The following is a 14,624-nucleotide window of genomic DNA, read 5'->3' as shown; positions in this document are numbered from 1 at the left end:
CCCGCGCGCCGGGGGCGGTGTACATCCGCCCCCGGCCGGCACCGGGCCTGCGTCGAGACCGGAACGGGAAGAATTGAAGGCATCTTGCCGGTGCCGTTCAGCGGATCTTCAGGAAACGCGCGCCATCATGGCACCCTGATCGTTGCAATCCGGGATCCTGTGGCATGTCGCTCCGTTTCATCATGCTAGGTGCACTGGCGCCGCTCGTACTTCTGCTGGCCTTCTTCCTCGAACAGGATCTGGCAAAGCTCGCCGCGGCCAGGGCGGAACAGTTGCGCCTGGTGTCCGTCGTGGCGGAAACCGACGCGCTGGCGGACCTCGTGCACGAACTGCAGAAGGAGCGGGGATATTCCGCCGGATTCATCGCCTCCCGCAGGGCGAATTTCAGCGTCGAGATCGTGAAACAGCGGCAGGACACCGATGCCGCGCTCCGCGCCTATCGCGGCGCCATCCCCGAAGCGACGAAATTCGCGCCCGCCCTGATCGCGGAGGCGGACAAGGCGCTGGCAAAGCTGGACGAGATGCGCGGTTCGGTGGACGACCTCGCCCTGACGGTGCCCGAGATGGCGGGCTTTTACACCGGTATCATCACCCATTTCCTCGATGCGGCCACGCGCATTCGCACCGGTGCCGCCCATGTCGACGCGGGCACGGCCATGGAAGCGCGCGAACTCGTTGCTCTGGCCAAGGAAAGCGCCGGGCTGGAACGTGCCATGGGGGCGACCGGCCTCGGCGCACCCGCCTTTCCCGATGCGGTGCACCGGACTTTCCTGGACCTCGGCAGCCGCCAGCGCGCCTTTCTGATCCGAGCGGGAGAGGTTCTGAACCGACCGGACTTCGTGACGGAGATCCTGAACGATCCCTCTGCGGTGAAGGTGCAAACCCTGCGCGAGGCGATCACCGCGCTGGCATATGGCGGTCAGATAGGGGATCTGACCGCTCCCCGGTGGTTCGCCGCCTCCACCGCGTGGATCGATCACCTGCGCGACGTCGAATCCGCCCTGGTCGACGAACTTTCCGGCTTCGCCGCGCAGAACGCGGCGGCGGCGCGAAGGCAGTTCCGTACCATGTCGCTGATGTTCGGCACTGCCGGGCTTGTCTTCTTCGGTGTCGCGATCGGGCTGTCGGAATTCGTGACCCGGCGCCTGCGCAAGCTCACCGCGATCATGTACGAATTCGTCGAAGGCCGTTTCGATGCCCGGGTGCCCTATGTCAAATCGCGGGGCGAAATCGGGCAGATGGCCAAATCCATCGATCGGTTCAAGCAGTTGTCAAAGGCCGCCATCGAAAAGCGCGCGCAGGACGAGGCGCGGCTGAATGCCAAGCACCAGCAGGTGGTCGACCTGGTGACGGAAGGGCTGAACGCGCTCGCCCGCGCCGATCTATCGCTCAATTTCGACGAGCCGCTGGCCTCGGAATACGACCAGATCCGCGCGGATTTCAACACCTCCACCGCCCGGTTGCGGGATGTGATGGTCGCCCTGTCGACAACGGTGAGCGATCTGCAGCAGAAATCGGGGGACCTGCGCACCGCGGCGTCGGACCTGGCCGACCGGACCACCACGCAGGTAAGCACCATCGGCCGCACGGCAACGACCGTCGCGGGGCTGAGCCAGACGATCCAGCAGACGAGCAGCGCGCTGAAGGATGCCAAGAGCCTCGCGGGGGAGGCACGCGGTCGCGCCGACCGCTCCGGAGAAGTGGTGCAGAACGCCGTCGCCGCCATGGACCGCATCGCGGAATCCTCGGGGCGCATTGCCCAGATCACCTCGGTGATCGAGGATATCTCCTTCCAGACCAATCTCCTCGCCCTCAATGCCGGGGTCGAGGCGGCGCGCGCCGGGGCCAGCGGCAAGGGGTTCGCCGTCGTGGCGATGGAGGTGCAGGGCCTGGCCAGCCGCTCTGCCGACGCGGCGCTGGAAATCAAGACGCTGATCGAGGAGAGCGCGCGCGAGGTCAAGGGCGGGGTCGATCTGGTGGGGGAGACCGGCGAGGCGCTTCAGGCCATCCTCGACCAGATCCTGAGGGTCGACGACGTTCTGACCGGCGTCAGCGAAGCCGCCGAAGCGCAGAGCCGCGAACTTCAGGAGGTCAACGCCGCGATGACGCAACTCAACGAATTGACCGATCAGAACACCGCCGTCGCCGATGCAAGCCGGGTCGCATCGACGGAACTCGCCGACGGCGCACAGCGACTGGCCCGCATGGTCGGGGAATTCGACCTCGGTCGGCAGGAACATTCCCGGATGCGAGGGGCCCGGGCCGCATGAAGCCGAGACGATGGTGAGCGTCCTGCAGGATCATTCAGCGCTTGACCGCCCGATGGCCGCGCGACAGGTTCGGCAGGATGGAATGGCTCACAGAACACAAGATCCCGGTCGGCGATGCGGCCGAAGCGGTATTCACCTGGTTGCAACGCCACGCGACCTGGTTCTTCGACGGCCTGGCCATTGTCATGGAACATCTGATCGACGGCATCCTCTGGGTCCTGCAGACACCGCCCGAGCTGTTGGTGATCGCCGTCTTCGTGGCGCTGACCGGGGCCTGTCACCGGAACTGGCGGGTGCCGGCGCTGGTCGCGGCGGGTTTCCTGTTCATTCTGAACCAGGGCTACTGGGAAGAAACCACAGAGAGCCTCACGCTGGTATTGTCCGCCTGCGTGGTCTGCATGGGGGTCGGCGTGCCCATCGGCATCGCCGCGGCGCATCGCCCGAAACTCTACCGCAGCATGCGCCCGGTGCTCGACCTGATGCAGACCCTGCCGACCTTCGTCTATCTCATCCCGTCGATCGTCTTCTTCGGGATCGGCATGGTTCCCGGCCTCATCGCCACGGTGATCTTCGTGCTCCCCGCCCCGATCCGGCTGACCTGCCTCGGCATCTCCTCGACCCCTGCCGCCCTCACCGAAGCGGCGCGGGCGTTCGGGGCCACGCCACGCCAGACCCTCTGGAAGGTGGAACTGCCCCATGCCGCACCGCAGATCATGGCCGGGCTGAACCAGACAATCATGTTGTCGCTGTCGATGGTGGTCATCGCGGCGCTGGTCGGGGCGGACGGGCTGGGCGTTCCGGTTCTGAGGGCCCTCAACCGGGTCGACACCGGGCTCGGCTTCGAATCCGGGCTCATCATCGTGGTGGTCGCGATCATGCTCGACCGCGCACTGAGAGTACGGGAATGAACGTCGCAGTTTCCTTCCGCGAGGTCTGCATCGTGTTCGGCGACCAGCCCGAAACCGCGCTCCCCCTTGCCGATGCCGGGCAGAGCCGTGCCGAAATCCAGGCGGGCACCGGGCAGGTTCTGGGCGTGCACGAGGCCAGTCTCGACGTCCGGGAGGGCGAGATCGTGGTGTTGATGGGGCTGTCTGGGTCCGGCAAATCGACCCTGCTGCGCGCGGTCAACGGCCTCAACCCGGTGTCGCGCGGGTCGCTCCTCGTGCATGACGGCGACGGCATGGTCGACGTCACCACCTGCAGGGGCGAGACCCTGCGCCGTCTCAGGCAGCAGCGGATCGCCATGGTGTTCCAGCAGTTCGGCCTGCTGCCCTGGCGCAGCGTGGCGGAAAACGTGGGCTTCGGCCTCGAACTGGCGGGCATGGCCCCGGCCGAACGCCAGGACATCGTGGCGCGGCAACTGGCGCTGGTCGGCCTGTCCGACTGGGGGAACCGCAAGGTGGGCGAGTTGTCCGGCGGCATGCAGCAGCGGGTGGGACTTGCCCGCGCCTTTGCCACCGATGCCCCGATCCTGCTCATGGACGAGCCTTTCTCGGCGCTGGATCCGCTGATCCGCTCGCGGCTTCAGGATGAATTGCTCGACCTTCAGCGCGATCTGCGGCGCACCATCATCTTTGTGAGTCACGATTTAGACGAGGCGTTCAAGCTCGGCGGGCGGATCGCGATCATGGAAGGCGGGCGCATCGTGCAATGCGGCACCCCGCGCGAGATCTTTTCTAACCCGGTCAACGATTACGTGGCCGATTTCGTGGCGAACATGAACCCGCTCGGGGTTCTGACCGCGCGCGACGTGATGACGGAGGGGCAGGGCGGGCCGGAGGTGGCGGCGGAAACGCCGGTGCGCGATCTCATGACCCTGCTGAAGGAGACCCACACCCTGACCGTGACGGAGGGCGGCGACGCCATCGGCCAGGTCACCGCCGATAGCGTGGTCGCGCGCCTCGCCGGGTGACGGCTGGGGTCTAGCGGATCATCGCCTTGATCGCGCGGGCATGGGCGGCATCCGCGCCCAGCGTGTCGAGCGACAGCGCCCGCGCCTCGGTCATCAGCGCGTCGGGCTCGACGATGCGGTCGATCAGACCCCAGGTCAGGGCCTCCTCGACCGGGATCTTCTGTCCCGCCATCAGGATCATCCGCGCGCGCGACGGCCCGACCAGCGCGCTCAGCCGCGCCGGGTCGGAGGGCTGCGGCAGGAAGCCGAGCTTCATCACCGGGTAGAACACCTTGGCTCCCGGCACCGAGAGGCGCAGATCGCAGGCCAGCGCCATGCCCATGGCGCCGCCCGCGACGGTGCCGTTCAGCGCGCAGATCGACAGGCCCGGCAGGCGCGCGATCGCGCCGGAGAGACGTTCCCAGAGGGGGGAGGTGGCCAGCCCGGCCCGCGCGGCTTCCAGATCCGCCCCGGCGGAGAACACCTTGCCCACGCCGGTCAGGACCAGCACCCGCGCCTCGCGGGCAGCCTCCGCGATCTCGCACAGGCGCTCCAGCATCTCCGGCGTCAGGGAATTGGCCTTGTCCGGGCGGTCGATGACCGCGATCCAGTAGCCGTCGTCCTTTTCCAGGGAGATCATGCGAGGCCGACCTTCGCCCGGATGCCTTCGTCACGCAGCGACACCTCGTCGCCGAGAAAGCCGTCGGCCTCGGCAGAGCACATCCAGACCAGCGTGCGTGCGACCCATTCCGGGGGGATGTGATCTTCCCACGCCAGTTGCGACACCGGGTTGATGCCCGAGGCCTTGATCTCGCGTTGCATCTGCGTGGCGACGGTGCCGGGCGACAACGACAGGGCGCGGATCCCCTTGTCGCGGTTTTCCTTGTCCGCCATCCGGGTCAGCATCAGCGCCCCGGCCTTCGAGGAGCAGTAGTGCGACCAGCCTTCCACCGGCCCGTGCGCCGCCCCCGATCCGATGGTCAGGATCGTGCCGCCGCCCGCGCCGATCATCACCGGCAGGGCCGCGCGCATCCCGTGAAAGACGCCCTTGAGGTTGATGTCGATCACCGCCCCCCAGGCATCGGGATCTGCGTCGGCAAGGTGCGAGACCGGCTCGATCACGCCGGCGTTGTTGACGAGGATGTCCAGCGATCCGAAGGCGGTGAGCGCGTTGCGCACCGCCTGCTCGACTTCCCAGTAGCGCGAGACCTCGCAGGACATGGCGACCGCTTTCGCCCCGATTTCGCCGGCGATCCGCGCAACGGCATCGGTGCTGCGCGCCAGCAGCACCACGTTCGCGCCGGCATCGGCAAAGGCCCGCGCAGCCGCCGCCCCGATTCCGCGGCTCGCCCCCGTGATCAGCGCCGTTTTCCCCGTCAGGTCCATGACTTGCCTCGCTCTCTTCGATTCACGTTCTTGGTAAAGGCAGGAAAACCCCCGGTCCAGCCCCTTGACCCGATGACGGTCGAGGCACAGGGTATGGGCCATTCATCCGGTCCCTGAACTTGAAGAGGTGTTTCATGAGAGTATCGGTCACGGCGCTGGGCGCCAGCCTCGCGGCACTTCTGGCGGCCTCCCCCGCGTTTGCCGACGTTACCCCTGCACAGGTCTGGGACAATCTTTCCGGGTACATGGCGGAACTCGGCTATACCGTCGGCGGCACGGTGGGCGGGTCCGACGCGAAGATGACCGTGTCCGGTGCAACCATCTCGCTCCCGGTCGAGGAGCCCGACGGGACGGCGGTCATCCGGCTCGGCGACCTGTCGCTCAGCGATCTCGGCGACGGCACGGTCCGGGTGAGCTTTCCGGAGTCCATGCCGATCGAGGTCATGGTGACGCCGCCAGACGAACAGCCCGTGGAAGTGGTGATCGACTACCGCCAGCAGGGGCTCGACATGATCGTGTCGGGAGCGCCGGAAGAGATGGTCTATGCGGCCACCGCGGACTCGATCACCCTCGCGCTGAGCAAGCTGGTCGCGGACGGCGCCGAAATGCCCCGCGACGTGATCCGCGCCGAGATGAGCCTTGCCCCGGTGACATCGGACAGCACCATCGGCATGCGCGGCGACATGCGCCACATCGCCCAGTCCACCACGATCGGCACCCTGTCCTACGACATCGCCGGACGGGCGCCGGACGGCAGCGGAAGCGGCAATGTCACCGGCCGCATGTCGGGCGTTTCCGGCGCGAGCGACATGGTCCTGCCGACCGGCATGGCAGAGACGGATCCGGCGGCGATCATGGCGTCGAGCCTCGAGGGCACCAGTTCCTTCCGCCACGAGGGCGGGGACGTGCAGTTTTCCTTCACCGAGGACGGCAAGACCACGAGCGGCGCCGCATCGAGCGGCGGGTTCGACCTCTCGGCGCGGTTCTCCGGCGCGGAGATGGCGCTCGACACGCGGGCGACCGGCGTCACCTGGAACGCGGCGGGAGGCGACCTGCCGTTCCCGCTCAGCGCGTCGACGGATGAACTGGCCTTTGCCACCGTCCTGCCGCTGGCGAAGTCCGACACGCCGGAGGACGTGGCCCTCGGGGTGACGCTGGCAGGCTTCACGACGGCGGACATGATCTGGAACCTGTTCGATCCGGGCAAGGTTCTGCCGCGCGATCCCGCCACCATCGCCATCGACCTGACCGGCAAGGTCACGCCCTTCGTCAATCTGTTCGACGAGGCGGAAATGGCGCGGGTGGAGGCCGGCGAAGTGGTTCCCGGCGAACTCAACGCGCTGACGCTGAACAGCCTGACGGTCGAAGCGGCGGGCGCGAAGATCACCGGGACCGGGGACTTCGTCTTCGACAACACCGACATGACGAGCTTCGAAGGGATGCCGAAGCCGACCGGCGAGGTGAACCTCACGGTGGCCGGCGCCAACGGGCTGATCGACAATCTGATCCGTATGGGCTTCGTCAGCGAAGAGGATGCGATGGGAGCCCGGATGATGCTGAGCATGTTCGGGGTGCCCGGACCCGCGCCGGATTCCCTGACGTCGAAGATCGAGGTCAACGATCAGGGCCATGTCCTGGCCAACGGCCAGCGCATCAAGTGACGATGACCATGGGCACGGGGCGGTCCCGTGCCCATGGAGCGCCGCAAATCTTTTTCAAAAGATTTGCAAATTCCTTGAAAGGAATTTGGCCGCCCGTGGCTCAGACCGGTTCCCGGAGGGCCGGGAGGCCGACGCCCGTGGAGTCGAAGCCGCCGTCCACCGCCAGCACCTGGCCGTTGACGTAGGAGGCCTTGTCCGACGCGAGGAAGACGATGGCTTCCGCCAGTTCCCGCTCGGAGCCGTAGCGATTGAGCGGAATCGCATCGTGATAGGCCTGGATGATCGCCGGGCTGTGCACGGCCATGGAGAGCTTGGTCTTGACCGGTCCGGGGGCGACGCAATTGGCGCGGATGCCGAATTCGCCCAGTTCCGCCGCATGTTGCTTGGTCAGGTGGATGACCGCGGCTTTCGAGGTGCCGTAGGCGACCCGCAGCGTCGAGGCCCTCAGACCGCTGATCGAGGCGATGTTGACGATGGCGCCGCGGGAATCCTTGAGCGCATCGGTGCAGGCTCTGGTGCACAGGAACACGCCGTCGAGATTGGTCGCCATGACCCGGCGCCACATCTCGAAATCGCAATCCTCGATGGGGCCGAACTCGGCGACCCCGGCATTGTTCACCAGGGCGTCGATCCGGCCTGCCCGTTCCAGCGTGTCGCGCACCATGGCGTTCACGTCCTGCGGATTGGAGACGTCGCGCTCGACGGCGAGGACATGGTCGCGCGCGGAGGCCACCTTGCGCAATTCCTCGGCATCGCGATCGACCATCGCCACCGTCCAGCCCTGTTCCAGGAACAGGTCCGTCGTCGCCAGGCCGATGCCGCGCGCCGCACCGGTCACGATGGCACATTTTCGGGTCATTTCGCTCCTCCCCTTTCGAAATGGTATACCATCCTTTTGGCATGGTGATGCGGCAGAGGAAAGGGATTTGGCGCCGCGCCGCTCAACCCGGTGCGTCGGCGGCGATCCTGCGGCGCACGGCGCTCAGGAACTGCGAACAGACGCGGGACATCGACCGGCGGCCCGACCAGAAGGCATAGGCCGCGCAGTCGATGCGCGGTGTGAAGCGCCGGACGCAGAGTTTGCCGTCGTTCATCTGGCGCGCGGTCCAGGGATCCACGAGGGCGGAGCCGAGACCCGCGCGGACCATGGCGCAGGCGGTCGCGGCGTTGCTGACCTCGATGGCGAATTCGAAGGGAACGCCGGCCTTGCGGAACCCGTCCCGGGTGACCTCTCCCAGCGTCGTGCGGCCGTCGAGCGCGATGAAGGGCTCGCCGCGCAGATCGTCGGAGGTGATCGCCCCCCGCGAGGCCAGCGGGTGGTCCGGGCGGCAGATGCAGACCATCTCCTCCACGGCGAGCTTCTGGGTCACCAGACCGGGTCCCGCGCGCAGTTCGAGGCCGAAGCCGATGTCGACCTGCCCGGTTTCGACCCCGCGCACCACCTGCGACAGCCTGCGGATGTCGTAGCGATAGGTCATGCCGGGATGGCTGGTTGCAAATTTCTTGAGCACTTCCGGCAGAAGGCCGAGGCCAAGCGGCCCCGTGGAGAGGATGCGCAACCGGCTCAGCTTGTCCGTTCTCAGATCGTCGATCCGCTCTTCCAGAGCTTGCAGCGTGCTGAAGATCGGCTCTGAATCCTCCAGCAGGATCTTTGCGGAATCGAGCGGGTAGATGCGGTTGTTGGATCTCTCAAACAGCTGAATTTCAAGAGATGTTTCCATCTTTCGAATGGCGTTCGAGATCGCCGGTTGCGACATGCCGAGGCTGCGCGCGGCACCGGCGGTCGTGCCGCGGAGGATCACCGTCCGGAGGATTTCGATCTGTCTCAGGCTGAGCATCATATTCCTCGGATGAATAGGTTTTGCGATAAATTAATAACCTGCTTTGTTGCGGTCGCAAGGCGTGGCCACTACTCGTTGAAGCGGGTCGCGACGGTCGCCGCAGAGGCCCGCCGCGTGTCCCGCAAAGACAGGAGGTCAGGATCGTGCCCAGGATCATACGTATTGCCGCCGCGCAGATGGGCCCCAATCAGAAGCGCGACCGCCGCGAGGATATCCTCGACCGGATGATCGCCCTGCTCGAAGAGGCTGCCGGCAGGGGCGCGCAACTCGTGGTATTTCCGGAACTGGCCTTTACCACCTTCTTTCCGCGCTGGCTGCTGGAGGGGGCGGAGCTTGACGGCTATTACGAAACCGCGATGCCGAACCCGATGGTGCAGCCGTTGTTCGACCGCGCGCGCGAGCTGTCGGTCGGCTTCAACGTCGGCTATGCCGAACTGACCCCGGAGGGCCGCCGTTTCAATGCCGCGATCACCACGGGGCCGGATGGGGCGATCCTCGGCAAGTATCGCAAGGTGCATCTGCCGGGCTCGGTCGAGCCGCGCGCCGGCTCGACGTTCCAGCAGCTCGAGAAACGCTATTTCGAATATGGTGACGAGGGGTTCCGGGCCTTCGACGGGGTCGAGGACTGGGGGCATCCGCGCATGGGCATGCTCATCTGCAACGACCGCCGCTGGCCCGAGGCCTGGCGCGCCTATGGTCTTCAGGGGGTGGAGCTGATGGTGATCGGCTACAACTCGGCCGCTTATGATCCCAATGGCGGTTCGACCGAGGATTCTTCGTTGCGCACCTTTCATTCCAAGCTTGTCGCGCAGGCGAACGCTTACATGAACGCGACCTGGGCGGTGGCCGTGGCCAAGGCCGGGGACGAGGACGGATCGGGCCTGATCGGCGGCTCCTGCATCGTCGATCCGAACGGATGTCTCGTCGCCGAGGCGCAGACACTGGGGGACGAGGTCATCGTCGCGGAGTGCGACCTGGACGCATGCCTGCAGGGCAAGACCAAGATGTTCGACTTTGCGGCCCATCGCCGCCCGGAGCATTACCGGAGGCTGATCGACCAGGTCGGCGTTGCGTGATGCCCCGTGCCGCGATGCTGCAGGGACCACTTATCTGAGACGGAGAGGCATTTGGCCGAATACGAACTGCTGCTGAAGAACGGGGCCTGCGTCACGCCTCACGGGATCGAGACCGCCGACGTCGTCGTGAAGGACGGGCGCATCGCGGGTATGGGCAGTTTCGACGCCGCCCTCGCGGACGAGGTGATCGATTGCAGCGGGTTGCACGTGCTGCCCGGCCTCATCGACCCGCATGTGCATGCCCGCGACCCCGGCGACCCCTCGGTCGAAACCTTGCTGACCGCGACGAAGGGCGCCGTCCTGGGCGGTCTCTGCGGGATCTTCGACATGCCGAACACCGTGCCGCCGCTGCTGTCGGTCGCGGATCTCGACGCCAAGCGCGCGCGCATGCCGGAGGAGACCTGGTGCGACGTGGGCTTCTACGTCTCTGCCGCGCGGTCGAACCTCGACAGCCTCGAAGAGCTCGAGGCGCAGGCCAATGTCTGCGCGGTCAAGCTTTTTGCCGGCGGGTCGCGCGGCGATCTGCTGGTGGAGGATGACGCCTCGATAGAGACCGCCCTGCGCAACGGACGCCGCCGCATGTGTTTCCATGCCGAGGACGAATACCGCGTGCGGGAGCGCAAGGCGCTTTACGCTTCGGGCGATCCGCACCGCCTGCATGCCGAATGGCGCGATGTGGACTGCGCGATGATCGGCACCCGGCGCATCGTCGGCCTTGCGCGCAAGGTCGGCAGGCCGGTCCACATTCTGCATGTCTCGACCGCCGAGGAACTGGAGTACCTCTCCGGCTGCCGCGACATCGCGACGGTCGAACTTCTGGTGAACCATCTGACCCAGACCGACGAGGCCTATGACCGGCTGGGCGGCTACGCGGTGATGAACCCGCCGATCCGCTCCGAACGTCATCGCGAGGCGGCCTGGGCGGCGCTCAACAGCGGGGCGGTGGATGTCATCGGCTCGGACCACGCGCCGCACTCGCGGGAGGCCAAGGAAAAGCCCTGGCCGGACACCGCCGCCGGGCTGACCGGCGTGCAGACGCTGGCGCCGATCATGCTCGACCATGTCAACGCCGGTCGGCTGCCGCTCACCCGGTTGGTCGATCTGATGTCGGCGGGTCCGGCGCGGGTCTACGGCGTGCCGACCAAGGGGCGGCTGGCCGCGGGCTTCGACGCCGATTTCACCATCGTCGACATGAAGAAGCAGCGCACCATCGACTCCGGCTGGATCGCCTCGCCCTGCGGGTGGACGCCCTTCGACGGCCATTCCTGCACCGGCTGGCCGCGCATGACGATCATCCGGGGCCGCACGGTGATGCGCGATGACGAGCTTCAGGGCGCCCCGGCGGGCAAGCCGGTGCCCTTCCTCGGCACCGGCATGACGCGCTGAGCAGAAAGCAGGTAGGCAGGGCGATGACAGGACCGATCCTTTTCATCAATCCGAATTCGTCGCGCAGGGTGACCGATGGCATGGCAGAGGCGCTCGCCCCCCTTGCGCCCGCCTGGGCGCCGGGGTTCGAATGCCTCCGCCTCGAGGACGGGCCGCCGACCATCGCCACCGATCTGCACGTGGCCGAGGCGGCGGTCGGGCTTGCACGGCTGGTCCGGGAACGGCCCGATGCCGCGGCCTATGTCGTGGCCTGTTTCTCCGATCCCGGTCTCGAGGTGATGCGCAGCCTGACGGATCGCCCGGTCCTCGGGTTCCAGCAGGCGGGCGTGATGGCGGCGCTGGCGCGGGCGGATCAGTTCGGGATCATCTCGCTCGGACCCGCCTCGAAGGCGCGGCACCGGCTGCGGCTGCGGCAGGCCGGGGTGATGTCGCGCTTTGTCGGTTCCGTCGATCTCGGCGGGGTCTCGGCCGAGGATGTGGGCCACGACGCGGACACCTTCGACAAGAGCTGTGCGGCCGGTCAGGGACTGGTCGCTCTGGGCGCGGATGTGGTCGTGCTGGGCTGCGCGGGGTTTGCGCCGCAGCGCCGGCGGATCGAGGAAGCCATCGGCGTTCCGGTCATCGACCCGGTCATCGCCGCCGCGGGGCTGGCGCTGGCCGCCTGCCTCTAGCGCGGCAGCTTCAGCGGATAGGGCAAGTCGTGAAACTCGGTATCCTCGGCGTCGCTCTTGCGGGCCATGAGGACGGCCACATCGCAGCGCCGGTCGGGGCTGAGCAGGCCGTGATGCCAGACCCCGCGCCGGTATATGACGCCGACGCCCGGCGGCAGCAGCACAGGCATGAGACGCCCAAGGTCCGGCCTTCCGTCGGGCAGGGACGGGCAGACCGCCGTCAGCAGCGTGACCGAGGCCAGCGGCATGAAGCTTTGCGCGCTGAGCGGGTGCCGTTCGATCCGGGACAGCAGGATGTCGCCCGCCACGGGCTCCAGCCGGTTGACCCACAGAAGCGGCCGCGTCCCCGGCAGCATGTCGTCATGGGCCAGGGGAAGGTGACGGCGGCCCGCGCGACCGTCGTGCCGGATCACCGCGCCGAAGGGGGCAAAGACCTCGTCCGAGATCATCACGGGCGCGGGGCCGATGCGGGGCACGGTCATGGCGACGCCCCCGTCAGCCCGCCACCGGCGGATGCTCGCGTACCCAGTGGCGGGCAATGTCGACACGGCGGCAGATCCAGACGCCGTCCTGCGCGCGGATATGTTCGAGGAAGCGGCGCAGGGCGACGGCGCGCCCGGGATGCCCCATCAGGCGGCAATGCAGGCCGACGCTCATCATCTTGGGATGGGTTGCGCCCTCTTCGTGCAGCAGGTCGAAGCTGTCGCGCAGGAATTCGAAGAACTGCCCGGCCGTGGCCGCGTTCCCGCGCGAAAACTTCCCGTCATTGAGCGCGAGGCTGTAGGGCACCACGAGGTGGTCGCGCCCGGAAACCCGCGTCCAGTATGGCAGTTCGTCGGCATAACTGTCGGAATCGTAGAGAAAGCCGCCATGCGCGACGATCAACTCGCGCGTCCGCTCGGTCGGGGCATAGCGGCAGTACCAGCCGGCCGGCGCCTCGCCGCTCATCCCGGAAATCACGTCGAAGGCGCGGGCGATGGCGGCGCGTTCCGCGTCTTCGGTCAGTCCCTGGTGGCGGATCCATCGGTCCCCGTGCGCGCAGACGTCCCAGCCGTTGGCGACAAGGGCGCGCACCACCTCGGGGTTCCGCTCGAACGCGCGGGCACAGCCGAAGACGGTGGCGGGAACGCCGGCCTCCTGCAGGATGCGGAACAGCCGCCAGACACCGACCCGGCTGCCGTATTCGTACATCGATTCGGCCCCGAGATCGCGGCTTGCAAAGGCACCGCCTCCGCCCTCGGTCAGCCCGCCTTCGGACAGGCCGTCGCCATCGGGAAAGCTCTCTTCCGAACCCTCTTCGTAGTTCACCACGATATTGACGGCGATCCGCGCGCCGCCGGGCCAGCGCGGATCGGGCGGGTTGGGGCCGTAGCCGATGAAGTCGCGGTCCATGTCAAACTGCCTTTCGTGTCGCGGGTCCGGGGCGGGGTCAGCGCCGGTCGGCCCCGAGGATCTGCGCCCCGGTCCGCAGCCAGTCGACATGGTCGCGGCAGGCGGTTTCGGGCGGGCGGAAGTCGAAGCCGAAATCCGTGGTGAACCGGGCGGAGAGCAGCGGTTGCCGCAGGTCGCCCGGATGGTCGGGGAAGAACAGACCGCTGTCGCTGCCGTCTTCCGCCCCCGCGTCGTGGCGCCAGCCGGGGCAGAGCGTGCCGAGGGCGTCGGCCAGGATCTCCGGCGGCCATGTCCGTCCGATGCCGAGGTTGTAGAGGTCGCGCGGCACCTCCGGCGCAGTGGCGAGCAGCACCAGCGCCTCGGCCACGTCGCGGCTGTAGGTCCAGTCGCGCCGGTGGCCCCGGGGCAGCCGCACCGGCGTGTCGGTCATCGCGGCGCGGACAAGCTGGAAGGGCAGGCTCATCAGGTCGCGGGTGGCGGTTTCGCGTTCGTGCGGGCCGAACAGCGCGGTGATGCGGGCGCGCACGCAGGACAGGCCGAAGCTTGCGGCGGTTTCGGTCACGAGGCGCTCGCTCGCCAGTTTGGTGTAGCCGTAGACCGAGGCGGGGCGGGGCGCGGCCGTCTCGTCCACCGGCGCGCGGTCGTACAGGGCGTGTCCGTAGACCGCCGTCGAGCTGGGATAGACGAAGCGCGCGACACCGGCCTTGCGTGCCTCCTCCAGCAGGATGGCGGTCGAGACGGTGTTGACGTCGAACGCCGTCTCGACGCCGGTCAGGCTGCTGCCGGGGGCAAGGGTGACCGCCGCCGCGTGGATCACGCAGGACACCCCGTGCCGCGCCAGCACCCCGGCAATCGCGCGACGGTCGCGGACGTCGGCGGTCTCGGTCACGATGCCCGCGGGCAGATCGAAACCGGCGGGCAGGGGGCGGTCGTTCAGCGCCACGCAGCCGAGGCCGCGGGCCGCGATCGCGTCGACGAGGTTGAGCCCGAGGAAGCCTCCGGCGCCGGTCAGGAGGATGGTCATGGAGGGGCGGCCCCGACGGGCAGGCC

General features: G+C 67.6%; 14 protein-coding genes. 7 read left to right on the top strand and 7 right to left on the bottom strand.

Going from position 1 to position 14,624, the window contains the following annotated elements:
• Positions 1-182: 182 nt before the first annotated feature.
• The 3 genes from ACN0RJ_RS12535 to choV all read left to right on the top strand — a co-directional run bounded on the left by ACN0RJ_RS12535 (position 183) and on the right by choV (position 4,182).
• Positions 183-2,270, top strand: coding sequence for a nitrate- and nitrite sensing domain-containing protein (locus ACN0RJ_RS12535; RefSeq protein WP_417724472.1), 2,088 nt, complete (start codon positions 183-185; stop codon positions 2,268-2,270).
• Positions 2,271-2,347: 77 nt separating this feature from the next.
• Positions 2,348-3,178 carry a choline ABC transporter permease subunit gene (gene choW, locus ACN0RJ_RS12530; RefSeq protein WP_417720214.1) on the top strand — a complete coding sequence of 277 codons (831 nt, stop codon included), beginning with the start codon at positions 2,348-2,350 and terminating at the stop codon, positions 3,176-3,178.
• Complete coding sequence (gene choV, locus ACN0RJ_RS12525; RefSeq protein ID WP_417724471.1) at positions 3,175-4,182, top strand: choline ABC transporter ATP-binding protein; 1,008 nt, start codon at positions 3,175-3,177, stop codon at positions 4,180-4,182. The genes choW and choV overlap by 4 nt, the downstream gene beginning before the upstream one ends.
• Positions 4,183-4,192: 10 nt before the next feature.
• Here choV and ACN0RJ_RS12520 read toward each other — a convergent pair whose 3' ends face one another.
• Both ACN0RJ_RS12520 and ACN0RJ_RS12515 read right to left on the bottom strand, forming a co-directional pair.
• Positions 4,193-4,801 (bottom strand): enoyl-CoA hydratase/isomerase family protein, encoded by a 609-nt coding sequence (locus ACN0RJ_RS12520; RefSeq protein WP_417720212.1) that lies wholly within the window; start codon positions 4,799-4,801, stop codon positions 4,193-4,195.
• On the bottom strand, positions 4,798-5,547 hold the full coding sequence (locus ACN0RJ_RS12515) for an SDR family oxidoreductase (RefSeq protein ID WP_417724470.1): 750 nt from the start codon (positions 5,545-5,547) through the stop codon (positions 4,798-4,800). Before ACN0RJ_RS12515 ends, ACN0RJ_RS12520 begins: the two co-directional genes overlap by 4 nt.
• Positions 5,548-5,681: 134 nt before the next feature.
• Here ACN0RJ_RS12515 and ACN0RJ_RS12510 point away from each other — a divergent pair, with 134 nt between their 5' ends.
• Positions 5,682-7,208: a DUF2125 domain-containing protein gene (locus ACN0RJ_RS12510; RefSeq protein WP_417724469.1), complete on the top strand. Its 1,527-nt coding sequence runs from the start codon at positions 5,682-5,684 to the stop codon at positions 7,206-7,208.
• Between the two features lie 100 nt (positions 7,209-7,308).
• On the opposite strand, the gene ACN0RJ_RS12505 is transcribed toward ACN0RJ_RS12510, so the two are convergent.
• Together ACN0RJ_RS12505 and ACN0RJ_RS12500 are read right to left on the bottom strand one after the other, a co-directional pair.
• Positions 7,309-8,067, bottom strand: a complete 759-nt coding sequence (locus ACN0RJ_RS12505; protein ID WP_417724468.1) for an SDR family NAD(P)-dependent oxidoreductase — start codon at positions 8,065-8,067, stop codon at positions 7,309-7,311.
• 82 nt (positions 8,068-8,149) lie between these two features.
• Positions 8,150-9,046 carry a LysR family transcriptional regulator gene (locus tag ACN0RJ_RS12500; protein WP_417724467.1) on the bottom strand — a complete coding sequence of 299 codons (897 nt, stop codon included), beginning with the start codon at positions 9,044-9,046 and terminating at the stop codon, positions 8,150-8,152.
• A 146-nt stretch (positions 9,047-9,192) separates the two neighbouring features.
• Between ACN0RJ_RS12500 and ACN0RJ_RS12495 the strand changes: the two genes are divergently transcribed.
• From ACN0RJ_RS12495 to ACN0RJ_RS12485, 3 genes are read left to right on the top strand one after another with little or no spacing between them, the layout of a single operon-like run.
• A complete protein-coding gene (locus ACN0RJ_RS12495) occupies positions 9,193-10,125 on the top strand; it encodes an N-carbamoyl-D-amino-acid hydrolase (protein ID WP_417724466.1) in 933 nt (310 codons plus the stop codon).
• A 51-nt stretch (positions 10,126-10,176) separates the two neighbouring features.
• Positions 10,177-11,511, top strand: coding sequence for a dihydroorotase (locus tag ACN0RJ_RS12490; protein WP_417724465.1), 1,335 nt, complete (start codon positions 10,177-10,179; stop codon positions 11,509-11,511).
• A 23-nt stretch (positions 11,512-11,534) separates the two neighbouring features.
• Positions 11,535-12,182: an aspartate/glutamate racemase family protein gene (locus ACN0RJ_RS12485; protein ID WP_417720205.1), complete on the top strand. Its 648-nt coding sequence runs from the start codon at positions 11,535-11,537 to the stop codon at positions 12,180-12,182.
• On the opposite strand, the gene ACN0RJ_RS12480 is transcribed toward ACN0RJ_RS12485, so the two are convergent.
• From ACN0RJ_RS12480 to ACN0RJ_RS12470, 3 genes are read right to left on the bottom strand one after another with little or no spacing between them, the layout of a single operon-like run.
• Positions 12,179-12,664 (bottom strand): ureidoglycolate lyase, encoded by a 486-nt coding sequence (locus ACN0RJ_RS12480; RefSeq protein WP_417724464.1) that lies wholly within the window; start codon positions 12,662-12,664, stop codon positions 12,179-12,181. The two genes, ACN0RJ_RS12485 and ACN0RJ_RS12480, sit on opposite strands and share 4 nt — an antisense overlap.
• A gap of 13 nt (positions 12,665-12,677) precedes the next feature.
• Complete coding sequence (locus ACN0RJ_RS12475) at positions 12,678-13,574, bottom strand: allantoinase PuuE (RefSeq protein WP_417724463.1); 897 nt, start codon at positions 13,572-13,574, stop codon at positions 12,678-12,680.
• Between the two features lie 37 nt (positions 13,575-13,611).
• Positions 13,612-14,598 carry an NAD-dependent epimerase/dehydratase family protein gene (locus tag ACN0RJ_RS12470; RefSeq protein WP_417724462.1) on the bottom strand — a complete coding sequence of 329 codons (987 nt, stop codon included), beginning with the start codon at positions 14,596-14,598 and terminating at the stop codon, positions 13,612-13,614.
• Positions 14,599-14,624: the final 26 nt, after the last annotated feature.

It is taken from the genome of Salipiger sp. (genome assembly GCF_048261495.1).
Lineage (GTDB): Bacteria > Pseudomonadota > Alphaproteobacteria > Rhodobacterales > Rhodobacteraceae > Salipiger.
Note: the sequence above shows the minus strand (reverse complement) of the source record. Positions and strands in the feature narration are given on the sequence as shown.

Bases quoted from the DNA above. Each gene is read 5' to 3' on its own strand.
- ACN0RJ_RS12500 (WP_417724467.1), bottom strand. From the start codon at position 9,046: ATGCTCAGCCTGAGACAGATCGAAATCCTCCGGACGGTGATCCTCCGC.
- ACN0RJ_RS12470 (WP_417724462.1), bottom strand. From the start codon at position 14,598: ATGACCATCCTCCTGACCGGCGCCGGAGGCTTCCTCGGGCTCAACCTC.
- choV (WP_417724471.1), top strand. From the start codon at position 3,175: ATGAACGTCGCAGTTTCCTTCCGCGAGGTCTGCATCGTGTTCGGCGAC.
- ACN0RJ_RS12535 (WP_417724472.1), top strand. From the start codon at position 183: ATGCTAGGTGCACTGGCGCCGCTCGTACTTCTGCTGGCCTTCTTCCTC.
- ACN0RJ_RS12505 (WP_417724468.1), bottom strand. From the start codon at position 8,067: ATGACCCGAAAATGTGCCATCGTGACCGGTGCGGCGCGCGGCATCGGC.
- choW (WP_417720214.1), top strand. From the start codon at position 2,348: ATGGAATGGCTCACAGAACACAAGATCCCGGTCGGCGATGCGGCCGAA.
- ACN0RJ_RS12510 (WP_417724469.1), top strand. From the start codon at position 5,682: ATGAGAGTATCGGTCACGGCGCTGGGCGCCAGCCTCGCGGCACTTCTG.
- ACN0RJ_RS12475 (WP_417724463.1), bottom strand. From the start codon at position 13,574: ATGGACCGCGACTTCATCGGCTACGGCCCCAACCCGCCCGATCCGCGC.
- ACN0RJ_RS12515 (WP_417724470.1), bottom strand. From the start codon at position 5,547: ATGGACCTGACGGGGAAAACGGCGCTGATCACGGGGGCGAGCCGCGGA.
- ACN0RJ_RS12520 (WP_417720212.1), bottom strand. From the start codon at position 4,801: ATGATCTCCCTGGAAAAGGACGACGGCTACTGGATCGCGGTCATCGAC.
- ACN0RJ_RS12480 (WP_417724464.1), bottom strand. From the start codon at position 12,664: ATGACCGTGCCCCGCATCGGCCCCGCGCCCGTGATGATCTCGGACGAG.
- ACN0RJ_RS12485 (WP_417720205.1), top strand. From the start codon at position 11,535: ATGACAGGACCGATCCTTTTCATCAATCCGAATTCGTCGCGCAGGGTG.